This window comes from Ruegeria sp. BG6 (assembly GCF_056538465.1).
This window is the reverse complement of the sequence record NZ_JBQFTB010000001.1, coordinates 854,107-869,519: the sequence shown is the minus strand read 5'-3', so window position 1 is coordinate 869,519 and position 15,413 is coordinate 854,107. Positions and strand designations below refer to the sequence as shown.

Genomic DNA, 15,413 nt, shown 5'->3' with positions numbered 1-15,413 from the left:
ACCCATGTTCAGTCGCTTTTGGACCGACAATACCAAAATACGGTGATAGCCCTAGGCCATGACTAAAATACTGCAACAACACATTCCCTATAACCCGCTGGCTGCGAAACCGCTGCCGGGGATCCAGCCCGCACACCCCGAAGACTGGTTGAACCGCGACGAAGCGTTTGCAGCCCAGATGCGCAGGCGCGAGGATTTGTTGGCAGAACGACGCGATGATGTTCTTGCACTGGATCCCGGTGCAGAACCGGCTGCGCAGGAATTGTTGGATATGGTGTTGCGGCAGGTTTACCCTGAAACATCCGATCATGTGATCCGGTCTGACGGGGCGGAAGTGCTGATTGACCGATCAAGGCCCCTGGATACTTTGTGTCGGCTTGTTCAGGAAGATTTTTGCATTCTGCAGAAACAGGGCGGCGAACATGTTCTAACCGGTGCGATACTGTGTTTCCCGGCCAGTTGGCGACTGTCCGAGAAATTCATGCGTCCGCTGATCAATATTCATCATACCGTCAACAGTTATGATGAAAACGTCGCCAGGCGGGTTCAGCGTCTGTTTGACGGGATTCAGCCGGATCGGCCACTCTGGCGCTTTAACGCGCTGTGGTACGATGACGCCGAGCTGTTTCAGCCCCGCAGTACCAGCGAGCCGCGGAAAATCCGGGATCCGGGAAACACGCCTTATCTGCGCAGCGAGCGTCAGACCATTCTAAGACTGCCCCAAACGCGCGCCGTTGTTTTTTCGATCCACACTTACGTTCTGGCGGCTGACAGGGTGCTGGAAATGGAAAACCCCGCCTGATGGCGGGGCCTCCTAGGAGGGTCTTCTAGTAAAGCTTCATAGACCTAGCGCACCGGCAACACCTGCAAATGCGCCGCTGGAATTAAGGGTCACGATCGCGACCGTAAAAGCCAGAACCTGAGTATTGAGGCGGAAATCCTCGCCCCGGATCAGGTTCACGGCCGCCAGAGAAAGCGCGATCGGTGCCGACATGCTGGCCACGGCCCCGGTCAGGCCCCAACTTGTCAGACGCAGGATGTCGCTGGGCTTTTCATTCTCGTAGGTGGTCGGTTCAATCGGTGCGTGGGCCTGTTGATCCGTCTGATCTGTTCTGAACGCGATGCTCAGCAATTGATCGTCCGACAACTGGATCGGCCTTGCGTTCGGTTTCGGTATCGCGGCTTCCGGCTGGTAATGATCTGCGGTATTCGAGGTGCTGACGCCTGCAAACGGGCCGGTTACGGACTGAAATATCTGTTTTCTGTCTCTGGGTTTGCTTGGCATGAGCGTATCAAACGCGCTCATGAACTGTTCGATGGTTAAAACCGCGTTGGGCGAAAGCCACTCCACGCGCTGGGTCGAACAGATGTCGACCATGCGATACAGGATCACAACCAGCATAAGCTCGGAAATTTCGCTGTCATCCAGCAAAGCTGACACCGGTGAGACCGAAATGACCAGACGGTTCTTTGGTCGTGCCACCGGAGGTTTGGGTATCGTTTTCAGGCCAGCAGTGCGGTCCAGCCGGTCGAAACGGTCGTCGACCCCGTTCAATTCCGTATCCAGTGTCAGACGAACCAGATACTGGCTTGAGACGATGCTGGCCTCGGTGCCGCTGAGCAGCGACTTTCGCTCGATCAGATGACCATAGTCTTCCAGCGTCGCCGCGACGATATTGCCAAAGCGTTCGATCGCGCCCTTGGTCTCACCGTCAAATTGCAGACCGCCATGATAACTGTGCTTCCGACTCACCGCGCATTCCTTTGTCGCTTTCTGTCTGAGACCGAAGACTAGCGGGTGATCTGGGGGAGAATTTGACGAAAATGCAAAAAAAATCAATTTTCGAGGGATTGATTACGCTTTGGAAACCAAGAGGCTAGGGGAAAATTCGGGCATCTGTGGCGACAATGTGGCCAAAGTTGGGATCGCCTGTGTTGGAACCTTGTTTCACTTATTGGTCGATTCGCTGCCCCATGATTGCTATGGATTGCTGATAGACCGAGGCGGCATTCCACTGCTGGATAACAGCAAAATTGGGCTGCCCTTTCTGATAGCCCCGGCCGGGTTTCCACCCTTTCTTGCGAAGAAAATTCGCGGTCGAAGCCAAGGCGTCGGTCATGTTGTAAAAGTCCACCCGACCGTCACCCGTCGCATCGACACCATAGGTCAGGGCATTCCCTGGCAGGAACTGCGTGTGGCCCAGCTCGCCATGTTTTGCCCCTTTTGTCGCCATCGTGACGCTACCCTGATCCACCAGTTTCAATGCCCCAATGGCGTGCGGAATGAAGAATTCGGAACGGCGACAATCATAGGCCAATGTCGTTATTGCGGAAACAACCTGGCTGTCGCCCATGAAGTTTCCAAACCCTGTTTCCATGCCGTGAATGGCGATCAGAACACCGGCAGGTACGCCGTATTGCCGTTCAAGCGCGGCGTAAAACTGCGGGTTGCGGGACTTTCGCTTGCGTCCCTGCGCGACAATCGTGTCGGCTCCGCGCACCTGCATGAACTTGTCCAGCGAGTATTTGAAACTTTTCTGGTTACGATCTGCTGAAATTGTTCGCGTGGCGTATTGCGTCTGGGCCAGTGCCTGCAGCCCTTTCTTTTTTACACCCGCGCGCCGCGCCTGTTTGGCGAAATCGGCCTTCCATACCTCAAACCCGCTGCCGGTGTTGCCGCAAGGCGCGGAGAGTGCCAGGGACGGCAGGGACAAGGCACAGAATATCGCCGTTGCAAGTCGAAGCATGAAACCTATCCAATAACTTGAAACTCTGGGGCAGCGTACGCGCCATGCGGGAAATGGCAAACGAATTCCCGGGACGGGTCAGTAAAGGTCCAGTTCTCCGGCCTCTTTGAGGCTTTCAAACCACTGTTCCGGCGTGGCGTCGATTCTGGCGTGTTTGACCATCATCGCGTTCATATTGGGTAGATGAGATGAATCCGGCCATTCTTCGGGTTCCCAAAGATGAGAGCGGACGATGCACTTTGGGCAATGGGCAAAAATCGTCTGGATATGGATCAGTAGTGCCAGCTTTGGTGCCTTGCCGTTCATGGTCATACCGCTCAGCAAATCCGGATCGGCGCAAAGCCGGGCCTTGCCGCGCAATCGCAATGTTTCCATTTTCCCGGGGACCAGAAAGATCACACTCACGCGTGGGTCCTGCAGGATGTTATGAAACGTATCCACCCGCTTGTTGCCGGGGCGATCCGGGATAGCGATCAGAGTGTCAGACAGGATTTCGACAAACCCTGCGGGATCGCCGCGGGGCGAGATATCAAGGTGACCGTCGGGATTGGCCGACGCGATCAGGCAAAACGGTGAGGCACCGATGAAATCGCGGCACATCTGATCCAATGCCGGTATTTCCTTGGCGACAATCTGCGGCAGGGGCGCACCGGTAATCTGTTCCAGTTCGTCCGCAGACGTAATGAAATGCGAATACCGTAAAAAGGGCGCGTCACTGGCGGGCATGAGGTTTCTCCGCTGGGATCTGTGGCCCGAGTGTGAAAGATCACTCGCAATCCGTCAAATCCAGTGCGGCGACAAGAAAAGGGGCGCCCGATGGACGCCCCCTCTGCGAGAATTTTCGTCGAAAATTCTTGATCAGCAGCTGTAGTACATGCCGTATTCAACTGGATGCGGCGTGTGCTCGTAGGTTTCGACCTCTTCCATCTTCAGCGCGATGTAGCCGTCGATCTGGTCTTTGGTGAACACGTCGCCCTGCAGCAGGAAGTCATGATCGGATGCCAGAGATTCCAGAGCTTCGCGCAACGAGCCGCAAACGGTCGGGATGTCGGCCAGTTCTTCGGCAGGCAGATCGTACAGGTTCTTGTCCATGGCTTCGCCCGGATCGATCTTGTTCTTGATGCCGTCCAGACCGGCCATGAGCAGCGCGGCAAACGCCAGGTAGGGGTTCGCGGCCGGATCGGGGAAGCGGGCCTCGACGCGCTTTGCTTTCGGGCTTTCGGTCCACGGAATACGGATGCAGCCCGAACGGTTGCGTGCCGAATAGGCGCGCAGAACAGGTGCTTCAAAGCCCGGGATCAGACGCTTGTAGCTGTTGGTCGACGGGTTGGTGAAAGCATTCAGGGTCTTGGCGTGTTTCAGAATACCGCCGATGTACCACAGGGCTTCGTCTGACAGGTCGGCGTATTTGTCGCCTGCGAACAGCGGCTTGCCTTCTTTCCAGATCGACATGTTCACGTGCATGCCGGTGCCGTTGTCGCCGTAGATCGGCTTGGGCATGAAAGTTGCCGACTTGCCATAGGCATGTGCCACGTTGTGAATGACGTACTTGTACTTCTGCAGCTCGTCCGCCTGTTTGGTCAGGCTGTTGAAGATCAGACCCAGTTCGTGCTGGCACGAGGCAACTTCGTGATGGTGCTTGTCGACCTTCATGCCCAGACGCTTCATGGTCGACAGCATTTCCGAACGCAGGTCCTGCGCCTCGTCGATCGGGTTCACCGGGAAGTAACCGCCCTTGACGCCCGGACGATGGCCCATGTTGCCCATTTCGTATTCGGTATCAGTGTTCCAGGCCGCGTCGGTTGCATCAACTTCGAACGATACCTTATTCATTGTATTGGAATAACGGACATCATCGAACAGGAAGAATTCGGCTTCGGGGCCCATATAGGCCACGTCACCAACGCCGCTGGCTTTCAGATAGGCTTCGGCCTTCTGCGCGGTGCCGCGCGGGTCGCGGCCATAAGCTTCGCCGGTGTCAGGTTCAACGATCGAGCAGTGCAGGCACAGCGTTTTTTCGGCGTAGAACGGATCGATGTAGGCCGATTCAGTGTCGGCGATCAGTTTCATGTCCGAGTTTTCGATCGACTTCCAGCCAGCAATCGAGGAGCCGTCGAACATAAAGCCTTCTTCCAGGAAGTCTTCATCGACCAGATCCACATCGACGGTCACGTGCTGCAACTTGCCCCGCACGTCGGTGAAGCGGATGTCGACGTAGGCGACGTCTTCTTCGCGGAGAGTTTTGAGAACTGCTTCTGCGCTCATTCCCTTGGTCCTTCTGATAGATATGTCAGGATATTCGGTTGATTTACAGGGCGTCCGAGCCGGTCTCGCCGGTACGGATGCGGATGGCTTGTTCGACGGGCGAGACAAAGATCTTGCCGTCGCCGATCTTATCGGTTTTGGCGGCATCCACGATGGCTTCGATGGCCGCGTCGACCTGATCGTCGTCCAGCACCACCTCGACTTTTACCTTTGGCAGAAAGTCGACCACATATTCTGCGCCGCGGTAGAGTTCGGTATGGCCCTTCTGACGGCCGAACCCTTTAACCTCGATGACACTGAGGCCCTGGACGCCAACGTCCTGCAGCGCCTCTTTCACTTCGTCCAGTTTGAACGGTTTGATGATCGCTTCGATCTTCTTCATCCCGGCCTCCTAATCTGCTTGTCAGGTTGGCAGTGATCACGTCTAAGATCGCTGGGCAATCTGATTGCGAAACGGACCGGTTGCTTGTGCGTAGAATTTCAGCGAGCGGTGAAATTTTCATCGAGTTGCATAAAATGTAATCGAAATTGAATCGCGCGGGAGATGAGATGACGGATTTGCTGACGGCGGCGCAGATGCGCGCGATTGAACTGGCTGCGATTGAATCGGGCAAGGTTACCGGTCTGGAGCTTATGGATCGCGCCGGGCAGGGCGTTGTTGAGGCGATTTTTGAGGAATGGCCCGAGCTGGCAAAAACGTCCGGTCGCGCAGTGGTGCTGTGCGGGCCGGGAAACAATGGTGGTGACGGGTTTGTCATTGCCCGGTTGTTGAAAGAGTGGGGCTGGGAGGTCGAGGTGTTTCTGTACGGCGACGCCGCAAAACTCCCGCATGACGCACGAAGAAACTTTGAACGGTGGCAAGGCAAGTCCGACGTCAGTGTCCGAAAAATCGATACGCTTGCGGATGACAATCTCAATTTCCCCTCAGACCTAGACCTGGTAATTGATGGATTGTTCGGAACCGGGCTGACGCGACCGTTTCGGGGGGGCTTCTCCTTGCTGGCAAATGAGCAGGCAAGGGAACTTCCACAAGAACGCGGCCTGCGGGTGGTTGCAATCGATATTCCCAGCGGTTTGTGCGCTGACAGCGGGCGCGTGCTGGGAAACGTGATCCGAGCGGATCTTACCGTAACCTTTCACGACATGAAGGTTGGTCACATGATCGGCGAAGGCCCCGCCAATTGCGGTGTGGTTCGGACAAAGTCGATCGGGCTTGAACGTGAAGAAGACAATCGAGTTGTTAAGCTGGTTTCGAAAAAGAGTTTTCGGGTCTCGAAGGAACCGAAGGATCACAAATACTCTTATGGCCACGCCCTGATCCTTTCCGGCGGACCGGGCAAAACCGGCGCTGCGCGGTTGGCCGCGCGGGGCGCGTTGCGGATTGGGGCAGGGCTGGTGACAATTGGTGTGCCCCCGGCCGCGCAGTTGGAAGTTGCCGCACAGGTCACCGCTGTCATGTTGCAACTGGTTGAGGGGGCTGACGAGCTTTCCCGGGTGCTGAAGGACGGGCGACTGAATGCGTTATGCCTTGGTCCGGGAATGGGGCTGGATCGTGCCCGCGACTTGGTACCGGCGGCACTGTCGGCAGAGCGCTCAACCGTGCTGGATGCAGATGCGTTGACGGCGTTTGCAGAGGACCCGAAGGCATTGTTCGATCATCTGCATGAGACCTGCGTTCTGACACCACACGAGGGCGAGTTTGCCCGGCTGTTTCCGGATATTGCACAGAAGTTGGAAGAAGTTCCCGACAAAGGCCCGGCATACTCCAAGGTTGACGCAACCCGTGATGCTGCCGAGCGGGCAGGATGCGTGGTTCTGTTCAAGGGGCCGGATACTGTGATCGCGGCGCCGGACGGGCGGTGTTCCATAAGCTCGGCGTTTTATGACCGATCGGCGCCATGGCTGGCCACGGCAGGGGCCGGAGATGTTCTTGCAGGCTTCATCACCGGATTGATGGCGCGAGGGCTTGGGCCGATGCAGGCCGCCGAAGCTGCTGCGTGGTTGCATGTGGAATGTGCGCGGCAATTTGGCCCCGGACTGATTGCCGAGGACCTGCCCGAGCAGTTGCCAAATGTTTTGAAATAGTTGAATGTTTGATTGTCTGCGCGGTGGGTCGCCGAAAAGCTGGCTGATCGGCGTAATTTTGCCAGCGGCGTTGACGAAAACGCACAGCAAGTGTTTGCCAGTTGCATGGCTGATTGGCAGAATTTTCTTGCAGACTACCTTTGACTGCTGAAAGTCAGATTTAAGCGGTTGAAATTATTGAGTATAAATCTCTGCCTTGGGCTCTCGATGTGGCGAATATGCAATGCTTCTACTGTCTGAAATGCCGGCTATTGGAACCTCAGATTTTCGTGGACAAATGGGCGGGACGTGAAACCAGAACCCCATCATGGTGACAGATATGACTAAGATTCTCAGAAACTCATCAATAGCCGCGATTTTGGCGGCAACAGGCGCGATACCAGCTGCTGCTGAGTTGAAATATGAAAATAACAGCGGCGGATATGTGCATCTATACGGACAGTTCCACCCAGCTCTTGTTTCGGTGGACGACGGCCAGGATACCGAGACACGTGTTCTGGACAACGACCTGTCCAACAGCCGGGTCGGTCTGCGTTTGATGCAGCCCTATGGCAGCAACGAGTTCATGTTCTGGTTGGAAACCGGCCTGGGCTTGCCCAGCACAGGGACGGCCAACCAGTTCGGCACCAACAACAACGGCTGGTCGCGCGAAGACATTCGCCACGTCGATTTCTCGCTGAAGGGGGGGTATGGTAAGTTCTCGGCTGGTCAGGGCAGCATGGCATCGGATGGGGCCGCAGAAGTTGATCTGTCTTATGTCGGGACCGCTTTGTATTCGTTCACCAACGATGAAAACGGAGCGTTTTTCTATCGTGATCCCACAGGCACACTGAGCACGATTACAGTGGGCGACTCGTCCAGCAACTTTGACGGGGCGCGTCGCGGCCGCATTCGCTATGACACGCCGGATTTCAACGGGTTCTCGGCGGCAATTGCCTATGGTCAGAACATCCTGTCCAGCAGCGATGACGACGACTACTATGACATCGCGGTTTCCTACGGCAATACGTTCTCCAACGGCGTCGAGTTTGCCGCCAGCATCGCCTACGCCGTGCGCGACTTTGACAACTCATCTGGTGAGCGGAAAGACACGATCGGGTCAGCCTCGGTTCTGCTGCCCAGCGGGTTCAGCTTTACCGCGGCCCTTGGTTCGCGCGATGACACCTCATCCGGTGCAAGCGATCCGGACTATTGGTACACCAAGCTGGCTTATGAAGGAGACTGGGTGTCCTGGGGCAAAACCGGCGTTGGTATCGACTATTTCGACGGGTCGGATTTTGAGAACAGCGGTTCAAGCACCAAGTCCTGGGGTATTGCCATCGTCCAACGGTTCGACAGCATCAACACCGACGCATATCTGAAGTACCGCAACCACGATTTCGACGACACGATCAGTTTCGACAAAAACGAAGCTTGGGTTCTGGGCGCGCGCTGGCGGTTCTGATCCTGCTTCTGAGACAAGCATGCGCTCCGGTTCGTTCCGGGGCGCTTTTTTGTTCAATTCAGCGGCAAAACAAAGCTGATCCGGGCTTTGCCCCCTTGCACGCGGGCGGCTGGGCAAATAGAAGGCGTCAAATTTGCCCGGCGCGCCGTTTTGCGCGCCCCGAATCCTATGGGGACTACCATAATGCAGGTTACCGAGACGCTGAACGAAGGTCTAAAACGCGGCTACAATATTGTCGTATCCGCAGCCGAGCTGGACGAAAAGGTCAACGAGAAGCTGACCGAAGCGCAGCCGGAAATCGAAATGAAAGGTTTCCGCAAAGGCAAGGTACCGATGGCGCTGCTGAAAAAGCAGTTCGGCCAGCGCCTGTTGGGCGAAGCGATGCAGGAAAGCATCGACGGTGCGATGAACAAGCACTTTGAGGACAGCGGCGACCGTCCTGCGCTGCAGCCCGAGGTCAAAATGACCAATGAGGACTGGAAAGAAGGCGACGACGTCGAGGTCGCAATGTCCTATGAGGCGCTGCCTGCGATCCCCGAAGTAGACCTGAAATCGGTCGAACTGGATAAGCTGATTGTCAAAGCAGACGACGCAGCCGTCGAAGAAGCGCTGAACAACCTGGCCGAAACTGCGCAGGACTTCAAAGCGCGCCGCAAGGGTTCCAAAGCGAAAGATGGCGATCAGGTTGTGATCGACTTTGTCGGCAAGGTTGACGGCGAAGAGTTCGAAGGCGGTTCCGCCGAAGACTATCCGCTGGTTCTGGGCTCCAACAGCTTCATCCCCGGCTTCGAAGAGCAGCTGGTTGGTGTGAAGGCCGAGGAAGAAAAAGACGTCAACGTGACTTTCCCTGCGGAATACGGTGCCGAGCATCTGGCCGGTAAAGACGCTGTCTTCACCTGCACCGTGAAAGAGGTGAAAGAGCCCGTCGCTGCCGAGATCAATGACGAGCTGGCCACCAAATTCGGTGCCGAAGACCTGGCTGCCTTGAAGGGCCAGATCGCTGAGCGTCTGGAAGCCGAATACGCCGGTGCGTCGCGCGCTGTCATGAAGCGTGCTCTGCTTGATGTGCTGGACGAGAAAGTCTCGTTCGACCTGCCGCCGTCGCTGGTTGAGGCTGAAGCCAAGCAGATCGCACACCAGCTGTGGCACGAAGAGAACCCGGAAGTGGAAGGCCACGACCACGGTGAGATTGAGCCCACTGACGAGCACAACAAACTGGCGGAACGCCGCGTGCGCCTGGGCCTGCTGCTGGCCGAACTGGGCCAGAAGGCCGAGGTTGAAGTCACCGACGCAGAAATGACGCAAGCTATCATGAACCAGGCCCGCCAATACCCGGGTCAGGAACGTCAGTTCTTTGAGTTCGTGCAGCAGAACGCTCAGATGCAGCAGCAGCTGCGCGCGCCGATCTTCGAAGACAAGGTCATCGACTATATCGTTGAACTGGCGCAGGTTGCCGACAAGGAAGTCAGCAAAGACGATCTGCAAAAAGCCGTTGAGGCACTGGAAGAGGAGTAATCCTCTTCCTATCCCCGGCAACGTGGGGCACAAAAAAGCGGAGCCGTCTGAAATTAGACGGCTCCGCATGGGTGGCTTTGTACTTATGAGGTGAGGGGGTCAGGCCTCATGAGCAAAAGCACGGGGGGTTCGTAGCAGAGCGGTCTTTTGCTCTGGCGTAAATCGGTCCGAAAGCTCTTCGATCAGTTTCAGAACATCTTCGACTTCGGCCTTGTTCGTGGCCGCGTTCATCTGTTCGACAAAGTACCGTTCCAGTTGCGAAAGCGGCTGATGGTCGAAGTTAGCGACCGGTTGCTGTGGCGCTGCTTCGGTCTTGCCGTGAGCATAGAGATCCAGTGCCGCTTCTTCGGTCAGGAAGACATCATGCTCAATCCCTGCATAGTTGCGAATTCCTGCAATCCGTTCATCCGAGCAATCCATGAGTGCGGCCATGGCGACGACCTTGCCCATGGGCTTGGCTGTGCCGACATAGTCATAGGGCGCGTTGCCTGAACGTTGTAGGACCCGGTTCATCACTGGATCGATCACTGCGATCGAGTCCAGCACTCCGGCTGTCTGTGCGTATTCGAACGAGCCGATCATGACTTCGCTGGTGACGTAGGATACAGAGTTCTTTCCGCGTCCCCGCCCGAGTTTCTTGGTGTCGACGCAGAAGCGCGTCGCTTCCCAGACCTGGGCGCTGCGTATGGGAGCCTCGCCATCCAGGATAGAGCTGAAGACGTCGGCCAGCATGTGTGGCCCGGTCGTCTGCAACAGTCGCATACACCCAACGACGTCCCCTTCGTCGTTGATGCTGACAACATGTGCAGGATGCAGGTCGTCAAAGTGATCGCGCTCGCGGCCATCCTTGATGTTGACATCCCAGCCAAGGCGATCCCCGAAAACCCGTGCCCGCAGCTTGAACATGTCGTCCAATACATCTTTGAATTTGTGCTGGTTCATACCATCAATTACGATGATCATTTCCATCCCCCTACAGTCTGGTTACCGTGTCTTAGAATTTAACCAAGATTCGGTTTAAGGCTATTGGGGGTTTCCCGTAATTTTGTCTTTTTTTTGATTAACCTGGGGCAATTAGGCCCATTCCGATGGCCCGTCCGATGGCCTGCGGAGTGGTGAGCGCGCCGAGTTTCTCGCGGCCCGACCGCATGTGCACTTCTACCGTGCGGTGTGAAATGGACAGAATATCGCCAATGTCCTGCTGAGATTTGCCCTCGGCGACCCATTGCAGGATCTCTTTTTCCCGGGTCGAAAGGGTCGGCAGGTACAACGCTTTCGCCAAAAGACCGGATTGCATAACGGTGTCATGCGCGTGAACCGCGGCCATCTGAAGATCGCCCATCACATGCTTCTTCAGCTTTTCCCATTCCGCGTCTGAGCAATCCCGTGTGACACTGAGCATTCCGCATTCGCCGTAAGGCCCCCGGATCGGAACAGTCAGCCCGCGCGATGTAATCCCGAAATCATTTGCATCCCGGAAGACCGCATGGAATTTCTCGTCATGGTTAAACCGCCCCCAGTCAACGGGCGCGATGCTAAGCACTGACTGATAAATCGTGGGATCAAAATGGTGATAGCCGTGGCTGCCATAGTGAATCTTCCACTCGTCAGGGTAGTTCGCATAACCCTGCACATCACCTTTGATGGGGTTCATGGTTGCATAGGAAGCGTAGTCAAAGCCGAGCTCATCGCAGACGGCATTGATGATGTCTGAGGCCGACTTTTCCTCATGGTCGATTGCGGCCAAGTCTATCAGTTTCACCGGTCCAACCCTTACAGTGACACTCCTAGCCCCAAAGAAATGCCGTCTTCGTCCTTCACGGTGTATACGTTGCGTCAACCTTGGGGTGTTGTGCAAGCCATTTGTGCAAGCCGCGTATGCTTATTGCGTACTTAAAGCAACAGAACCGGGAAAAACATACCTTTTCGGCACTTAATATCCCGGAATACCTCCGGTTGACGCGAAGTTCGGGGTGTTTTGAGGGGGTTTATTCCGATCGCAGGCCCGTTTCGACCAGCATTTTTCGCGCTTTCGCTTCGGGATAGAAGCCCTTTGCGTACAGAAAAATCGCCCGTTGCTGATCCCCGTCGGACAACAACCATGCCCCCCTTAGGTACTTTCCGGCGAATTCCAGATTGGTGTCTGCATCCAGCAAGCCTTGCGCTTTCCCGTCGTACCCCATCGAGCGAGCCGTTGCGGGAAGGATTTGCAGCAATCCGTAATACGGGCGGTTGACTGCCCAGGGCCGATGTGTGCTTTCCCGGATCGCCAGCTTGTGCACCAGTTCGCGCGGCAGTTCGTAGTGATCGGCCCACTTATTGATCGATTCGCGCAGTTCGGCTGTCTCGTTCGGATAAAGCGGTGGATCAAATGCTTCGTCTGAGGGCCGGTTGGAGCCGCTACAGGCGGCGATGGGCGTTGCAATCAGAATAGCCAGCACACTGCGGCGAAGGAACAAAGTCATAAGATAGCTCCGACAATAGAGGGGCCGATGATAGAAAACGATAATCGGACTGCAAGGTTGGGTTTTCCGGAGCAGCAAAAACTTGCTGAAACAAAAAAGAGGCCGCGCATGGCACGCAGCCTCTTTCTCGTCATTTCCTGTCGGATCAGGCTTTGGCTTCGTCTTCTTCAGCCGAAGCTTCCGGTGCCAGATCTTCGTCTTCCGAAGCGGCAGAACCGATGTCGTCGAACAGTTCGGCAATCTCGAATTCAGCGGCAGCTTCTTCTTCAGCAGCCAGTTCCTGGATCGATTTACCGGAGGCTTGCAGTTCGGCTTCTTCTTCCGAACGTGCAACGTTCATCTTGATCTCGACTTCGACCTCGGGATGCAGTTTGACTGCGAGCGAGTGCAGGCCCAGTTCCTTGATCGGAGCAATCAGAACGACCTGTTTCTTATCGACAGTGAAGCCTGCTTCGGTCGCGGCCTCTGCGGCGTCACGCGGAGTGACCGAGCCGTAGAGAGCGCCGGCATCCGATGCCGAGCGAATCACGATGAACTGCTGACCGTCCAGCTTTTCAGCCAGTGCTTCAGCTTCTTTCTTGGTTTCCAGGTTGCGTGCCTCAAGCTGCGCTTTCTGGGCTTCGAACGACGCGATGTTGGCGCTCGACGCGCTCAGCGCCTTGCCCTGGGGCAGCAGGAAGTTGCGGGCGTAGCCGGGTTTGACGTCAACGACGTCGCCCATCTGACCCAGTTTCGCAACGCGTTCCAGAAGGATAACTTGCATGTCAGTCTCTCCTTACTTCACGGCGTAGGGCAGCAGGGCGAGGAAGCGCGCGCGCTTGATAGCACGGGCCAGTTCACGCTGCTTTTTCGCCGAAACGGCGGTGATGCGCGAAGGAACGATCTTGCCACGCTCAGAGATGTAGCGCTGCAGCAGACGAGTGTCCTTGTAGTCGATCTTGGGCGCGTTGTCGCCCGAGAACGGGCAGACCTTGCGGCGGCGGAAAAATGGTTTTGCGGCCATGGTTTATGTCCTTTCGTCAGGCTTTGATCAACGGCGCTCGCGGCGGTCGCCACGCTCGTCACGCTTTTGCATCTGAACCGACGGGCCGTCTTCGTGGCCGTCGACCTTGATGGTCAGAACGCGCATGACGTCTTCGTGCAGACGCATCAGGCGTTCCATTTCCTGAACGGCGCCCGAAGGAGCGTCTGTCTTCAGGAAGGCATAGTGGCCTTTGCGGTTCTTGTTGATCTTGTAGGCCATCGTCTTGACGCCCCAGTACTCGCTATCAACCAGCTTGCCGCCGTTGTCAGCCAGAACGGTGCCGAAATGTTCGACGAGGCTTTCCGCCTGCGCGTTGGACAGGTCCTGACGCGCGATCATTACATGCTCATACAGTGGCATGTGCACTCCTGTTTATATCAAGGCGCATTTCAAAGGCGGGGCTTTCTGGTCCTTCGCGACCCTGCCACGAGAGGCTGCGCGATTCATAACTCTTGCGAAGGATGGCCCCGTATACACCTTTGAGCGCGAGGGGCAAGCCCCGCCACATATGCCTTTGTGAAGTCGCCCTAATTCCTTTGGCGTGCCCAATTCCTGACGCTTTTCGGCTCAAAGTTGTTTTGTATGCCGGGGACTAGCCGGAACGAGCAAATTCAGTACGGCAACCTGAGACGGGGTAAAGAAAATGACCGCTACGAACACAAACGCAATTCACAAAACGGCCACTGGTTCGCGATTTGAACATTCTGTGCCTGTCATGGTGGCCTTCGCGCCGAACTGGAAAGCGAGAATGATATTGGCACGGGCCCTGGGCCTGATTTTGATCGTAGCCGCGTTTTCCATGTGGCTTATGTCCGGTTCCGTTGCAGGACCCGAAGTGTGGCCCATCAAACTGGCGGCTTCGATGATGTTCCTGCTGGTCGGGGTTAGCTTGCTGACGATCGAGATTATGGATGCCCGGCCGGACGCATATTTTGATCCGATCCGCCGCGAAGTGCGCGTGCTGCAGAAAAACGAAAATGGCCGCCCGCAAACGGTTCTGCGTCGCAGCTACGAAACCCTGGGGGGTGCACGTTTTGCAGATGATCAGGTCGAGTTGTTCGACATGGATGGCAGCCTTCTGATGAAGCTGCCGCTGCAATCAGTGGATGTAAGCCGGGCGCTCAAGGGGCAACTCAGCGGAAACGTTACGATCTTCGCCTAAATCCCGTTCTGTTCAAAAAAGAACAGAATTTGTGAGAGAATAGAGGTTGAGTGCCGCCCTTGGGCGGCACATTTACGTTAGTGAGCAACCATTCTGGGTTGCACCACCAATTCTGCGGAGTTTGTTATGAAACCTATCCTCCTGGCCGCCGCACTGGCCGTATCAGCAACATCGGCTTTTGCTGCTGCCGAGAAATATGTTCTGGACTCAAGCCACAGCCAGGTCGTCTTTACTTACAATCACCTCGGATTTTCGACCACAACCGGGATGTTCTCGGGTTTTGAAGGCGAGATCATGTTCAATCAGGAAGACCCCGCTGCGTCGAGCGTGACCGTCTCGATGCCGGTGGTCGAGATGATCACGGGCTGGAAGCCGCGCGAAGATCATTTTATGTCCGAGGATTTCTTTGCTGCGGCCGAGGGTGATTTGGCCACCTTCACCTCGACCGGTATTGAAGTGACAGGCGAGAACACTGCCAAGATCACCGGCGATCTGACCCTGAACGATATCACCAAGCCCGTGGTGCTGGACGCAACGCTCAATCAGGTTGGCGAGCATCCGATGGCTGGAAAGCAGTGGGCCGGGTTCGACGCGACCACAACCCTGCTGCGCAGCGACTTCGACCTGGGTCAATTCGCACCGTTTGTCAGTGACGAGGTGGAAATTTCGATCTCGATAGAAGCGCAAAAGGCTGAATAAGACAGAT

Annotated in this window: 17 protein-coding genes; 6 read left to right on the top strand and 11 right to left on the bottom strand. The window is 56.0% G+C overall.

The features are described 5' to 3' along the window. Positions 1-58 precede the first annotated feature (58 nt). On the top strand, positions 59-802 hold the full coding sequence (locus tag ACR0JW_RS04335; RefSeq protein WP_170676406.1) for a heme-dependent oxidative N-demethylase family protein: 744 nt from the start codon (positions 59-61) through the stop codon (positions 800-802). 36 nt (positions 803-838) lie between these two features. On the opposite strand, the gene ACR0JW_RS04330 is transcribed toward ACR0JW_RS04335, so the two are convergent. From ACR0JW_RS04330 to ACR0JW_RS04310, 5 genes are all read right to left on the bottom strand, one after another. Next, positions 839-1,753: a hypothetical protein gene (locus tag ACR0JW_RS04330; protein WP_480713605.1), complete on the bottom strand. Its 915-nt coding sequence runs from the start codon at positions 1,751-1,753 to the stop codon at positions 839-841. A 199-nt stretch (positions 1,754-1,952) separates the two neighbouring features. Beyond that, a complete protein-coding gene (locus ACR0JW_RS04325; protein ID WP_170676410.1) occupies positions 1,953-2,747 on the bottom strand; it encodes a lytic murein transglycosylase in 795 nt (264 codons plus the stop codon). 78 nt (positions 2,748-2,825) lie between these two features. Further along, on the bottom strand, positions 2,826-3,473 hold the full coding sequence (locus ACR0JW_RS04320; protein ID WP_170676412.1) for an MSMEG_1061 family FMN-dependent PPOX-type flavoprotein: 648 nt from the start codon (positions 3,471-3,473) through the stop codon (positions 2,826-2,828). Positions 3,474-3,605: 132 nt separating this feature from the next. Continuing rightward, positions 3,606-5,012 (bottom strand): type I glutamate--ammonia ligase, encoded by a 1,407-nt coding sequence (glnA, locus tag ACR0JW_RS04315; protein ID WP_170610233.1) that lies wholly within the window; start codon positions 5,010-5,012, stop codon positions 3,606-3,608. Between the two features lie 43 nt (positions 5,013-5,055). Beyond that, complete coding sequence (locus ACR0JW_RS04310) at positions 5,056-5,394, bottom strand: P-II family nitrogen regulator (protein ID WP_108800222.1); 339 nt, start codon at positions 5,392-5,394, stop codon at positions 5,056-5,058. A gap of 167 nt (positions 5,395-5,561) precedes the next feature. Here ACR0JW_RS04310 and ACR0JW_RS04305 point away from each other — a divergent pair, with 167 nt between their 5' ends. The 3 genes from ACR0JW_RS04305 (at position 5,562) to tig (ending at position 10,056) form a co-directional block, all read left to right on the top strand. Further along, the gene (locus ACR0JW_RS04305) at positions 5,562-7,097 is read left to right on the top strand and encodes an NAD(P)H-hydrate dehydratase (RefSeq protein WP_170676414.1); all 1,536 of its coding nucleotides are present in this window, start codon (positions 5,562-5,564) and stop codon (positions 7,095-7,097) included. 319 nt (positions 7,098-7,416) lie between these two features. After that, positions 7,417-8,541, top strand: a complete 1,125-nt coding sequence (locus ACR0JW_RS04300) for a porin (RefSeq protein ID WP_170676416.1) — start codon at positions 7,417-7,419, stop codon at positions 8,539-8,541. A gap of 183 nt (positions 8,542-8,724) precedes the next feature. Then, positions 8,725-10,056, top strand: coding sequence for a trigger factor (tig, locus tag ACR0JW_RS04295; RefSeq protein WP_170610238.1), 1,332 nt, complete (start codon positions 8,725-8,727; stop codon positions 10,054-10,056). 99 nt (positions 10,057-10,155) lie between these two features. Here tig and ACR0JW_RS04290 read toward each other — a convergent pair whose 3' ends face one another. The 6 genes from ACR0JW_RS04290 to rpsF all read right to left on the bottom strand — a co-directional run bounded on the left by ACR0JW_RS04290 (position 10,156) and on the right by rpsF (position 13,905). Beyond that, entirely contained in the window at positions 10,156-11,019 is an 864-nt protein-coding gene (locus ACR0JW_RS04290) for an acyl-homoserine-lactone synthase (RefSeq protein ID WP_170676418.1), read from the bottom strand. A gap of 97 nt (positions 11,020-11,116) precedes the next feature. After that, positions 11,117-11,818, bottom strand: a complete 702-nt coding sequence (locus tag ACR0JW_RS04285) for a helix-turn-helix transcriptional regulator (RefSeq protein WP_170610242.1) — start codon at positions 11,816-11,818, stop codon at positions 11,117-11,119. A 226-nt stretch (positions 11,819-12,044) separates the two neighbouring features. Further along, positions 12,045-12,521, bottom strand: coding sequence for a lytic transglycosylase domain-containing protein (locus ACR0JW_RS04280; RefSeq protein WP_170610244.1), 477 nt, complete (start codon positions 12,519-12,521; stop codon positions 12,045-12,047). 145 nt (positions 12,522-12,666) lie between these two features. After that, positions 12,667-13,284: a 50S ribosomal protein L9 gene (rplI, locus tag ACR0JW_RS04275; RefSeq protein ID WP_170610246.1), complete on the bottom strand. Its 618-nt coding sequence runs from the start codon at positions 13,282-13,284 to the stop codon at positions 12,667-12,669. Between the two features lie 12 nt (positions 13,285-13,296). Next, on the bottom strand, positions 13,297-13,524 hold the full coding sequence (gene rpsR / locus ACR0JW_RS04270; RefSeq protein WP_005982441.1) for a 30S ribosomal protein S18: 228 nt from the start codon (positions 13,522-13,524) through the stop codon (positions 13,297-13,299). A gap of 27 nt (positions 13,525-13,551) precedes the next feature. Then, on the bottom strand, positions 13,552-13,905 hold the full coding sequence (gene rpsF / locus ACR0JW_RS04265) for a 30S ribosomal protein S6 (protein ID WP_170610248.1): 354 nt from the start codon (positions 13,903-13,905) through the stop codon (positions 13,552-13,554). Positions 13,906-14,188: 283 nt separating this feature from the next. On the opposite strand from rpsF, the gene ACR0JW_RS04260 reads away from it, so the two are divergent. Both ACR0JW_RS04260 and ACR0JW_RS04255 read left to right on the top strand, forming a co-directional pair. Further along, positions 14,189-14,707 (top strand): hypothetical protein, encoded by a 519-nt coding sequence (locus tag ACR0JW_RS04260; RefSeq protein WP_170676420.1) that lies wholly within the window; start codon positions 14,189-14,191, stop codon positions 14,705-14,707. A 126-nt stretch (positions 14,708-14,833) separates the two neighbouring features. After that, positions 14,834-15,406 (top strand): YceI family protein, encoded by a 573-nt coding sequence (locus tag ACR0JW_RS04255; RefSeq protein ID WP_170676422.1) that lies wholly within the window; start codon positions 14,834-14,836, stop codon positions 15,404-15,406. Positions 15,407-15,413: the final 7 nt, after the last annotated feature.

What these genes read in the sequence shown, in the direction of transcription:
- ACR0JW_RS04335 (WP_170676406.1), top strand. Translation starts at nt 59, where the DNA reads ATGACTAAAATACTGCAACAACACATTCCCTATAACCCGCTGGCTGCG.
- ACR0JW_RS04325 (WP_170676410.1), bottom strand. Translation starts at nt 2,747, where the DNA reads ATGCTTCGACTTGCAACGGCGATATTCTGTGCCTTGTCCCTGCCGTCC.
- ACR0JW_RS04320 (WP_170676412.1), bottom strand. Translation starts at nt 3,473, where the DNA reads ATGCCCGCCAGTGACGCGCCCTTTTTACGGTATTCGCATTTCATTACG.
- glnA (WP_170610233.1), bottom strand. Translation starts at nt 5,012, where the DNA reads ATGAGCGCAGAAGCAGTTCTCAAAACTCTCCGCGAAGAAGACGTCGCC.
- ACR0JW_RS04310 (WP_108800222.1), bottom strand. Translation starts at nt 5,394, where the DNA reads ATGAAGAAGATCGAAGCGATCATCAAACCGTTCAAACTGGACGAAGTG.
- ACR0JW_RS04305 (WP_170676414.1), top strand. Translation starts at nt 5,562, where the DNA reads ATGACGGATTTGCTGACGGCGGCGCAGATGCGCGCGATTGAACTGGCT.
- ACR0JW_RS04300 (WP_170676416.1), top strand. Translation starts at nt 7,417, where the DNA reads ATGACTAAGATTCTCAGAAACTCATCAATAGCCGCGATTTTGGCGGCA.
- tig (WP_170610238.1), top strand. Translation starts at nt 8,725, where the DNA reads ATGCAGGTTACCGAGACGCTGAACGAAGGTCTAAAACGCGGCTACAAT.
- ACR0JW_RS04290 (WP_170676418.1), bottom strand. Translation starts at nt 11,019, where the DNA reads ATGATCATCGTAATTGATGGTATGAACCAGCACAAATTCAAAGATGTA.
- ACR0JW_RS04280 (WP_170610244.1), bottom strand. Translation starts at nt 12,521, where the DNA reads ATGACTTTGTTCCTTCGCCGCAGTGTGCTGGCTATTCTGATTGCAACG.
- rplI (WP_170610246.1), bottom strand. Translation starts at nt 13,284, where the DNA reads ATGCAAGTTATCCTTCTGGAACGCGTTGCGAAACTGGGTCAGATGGGC.
- rpsR (WP_005982441.1), bottom strand. Translation starts at nt 13,524, where the DNA reads ATGGCCGCAAAACCATTTTTCCGCCGCCGCAAGGTCTGCCCGTTCTCG.
- rpsF (WP_170610248.1), bottom strand. Translation starts at nt 13,905, where the DNA reads ATGCCACTGTATGAGCATGTAATGATCGCGCGTCAGGACCTGTCCAAC.
- ACR0JW_RS04260 (WP_170676420.1), top strand. Translation starts at nt 14,189, where the DNA reads ATGACCGCTACGAACACAAACGCAATTCACAAAACGGCCACTGGTTCG.
- ACR0JW_RS04255 (WP_170676422.1), top strand. Translation starts at nt 14,834, where the DNA reads ATGAAACCTATCCTCCTGGCCGCCGCACTGGCCGTATCAGCAACATCG.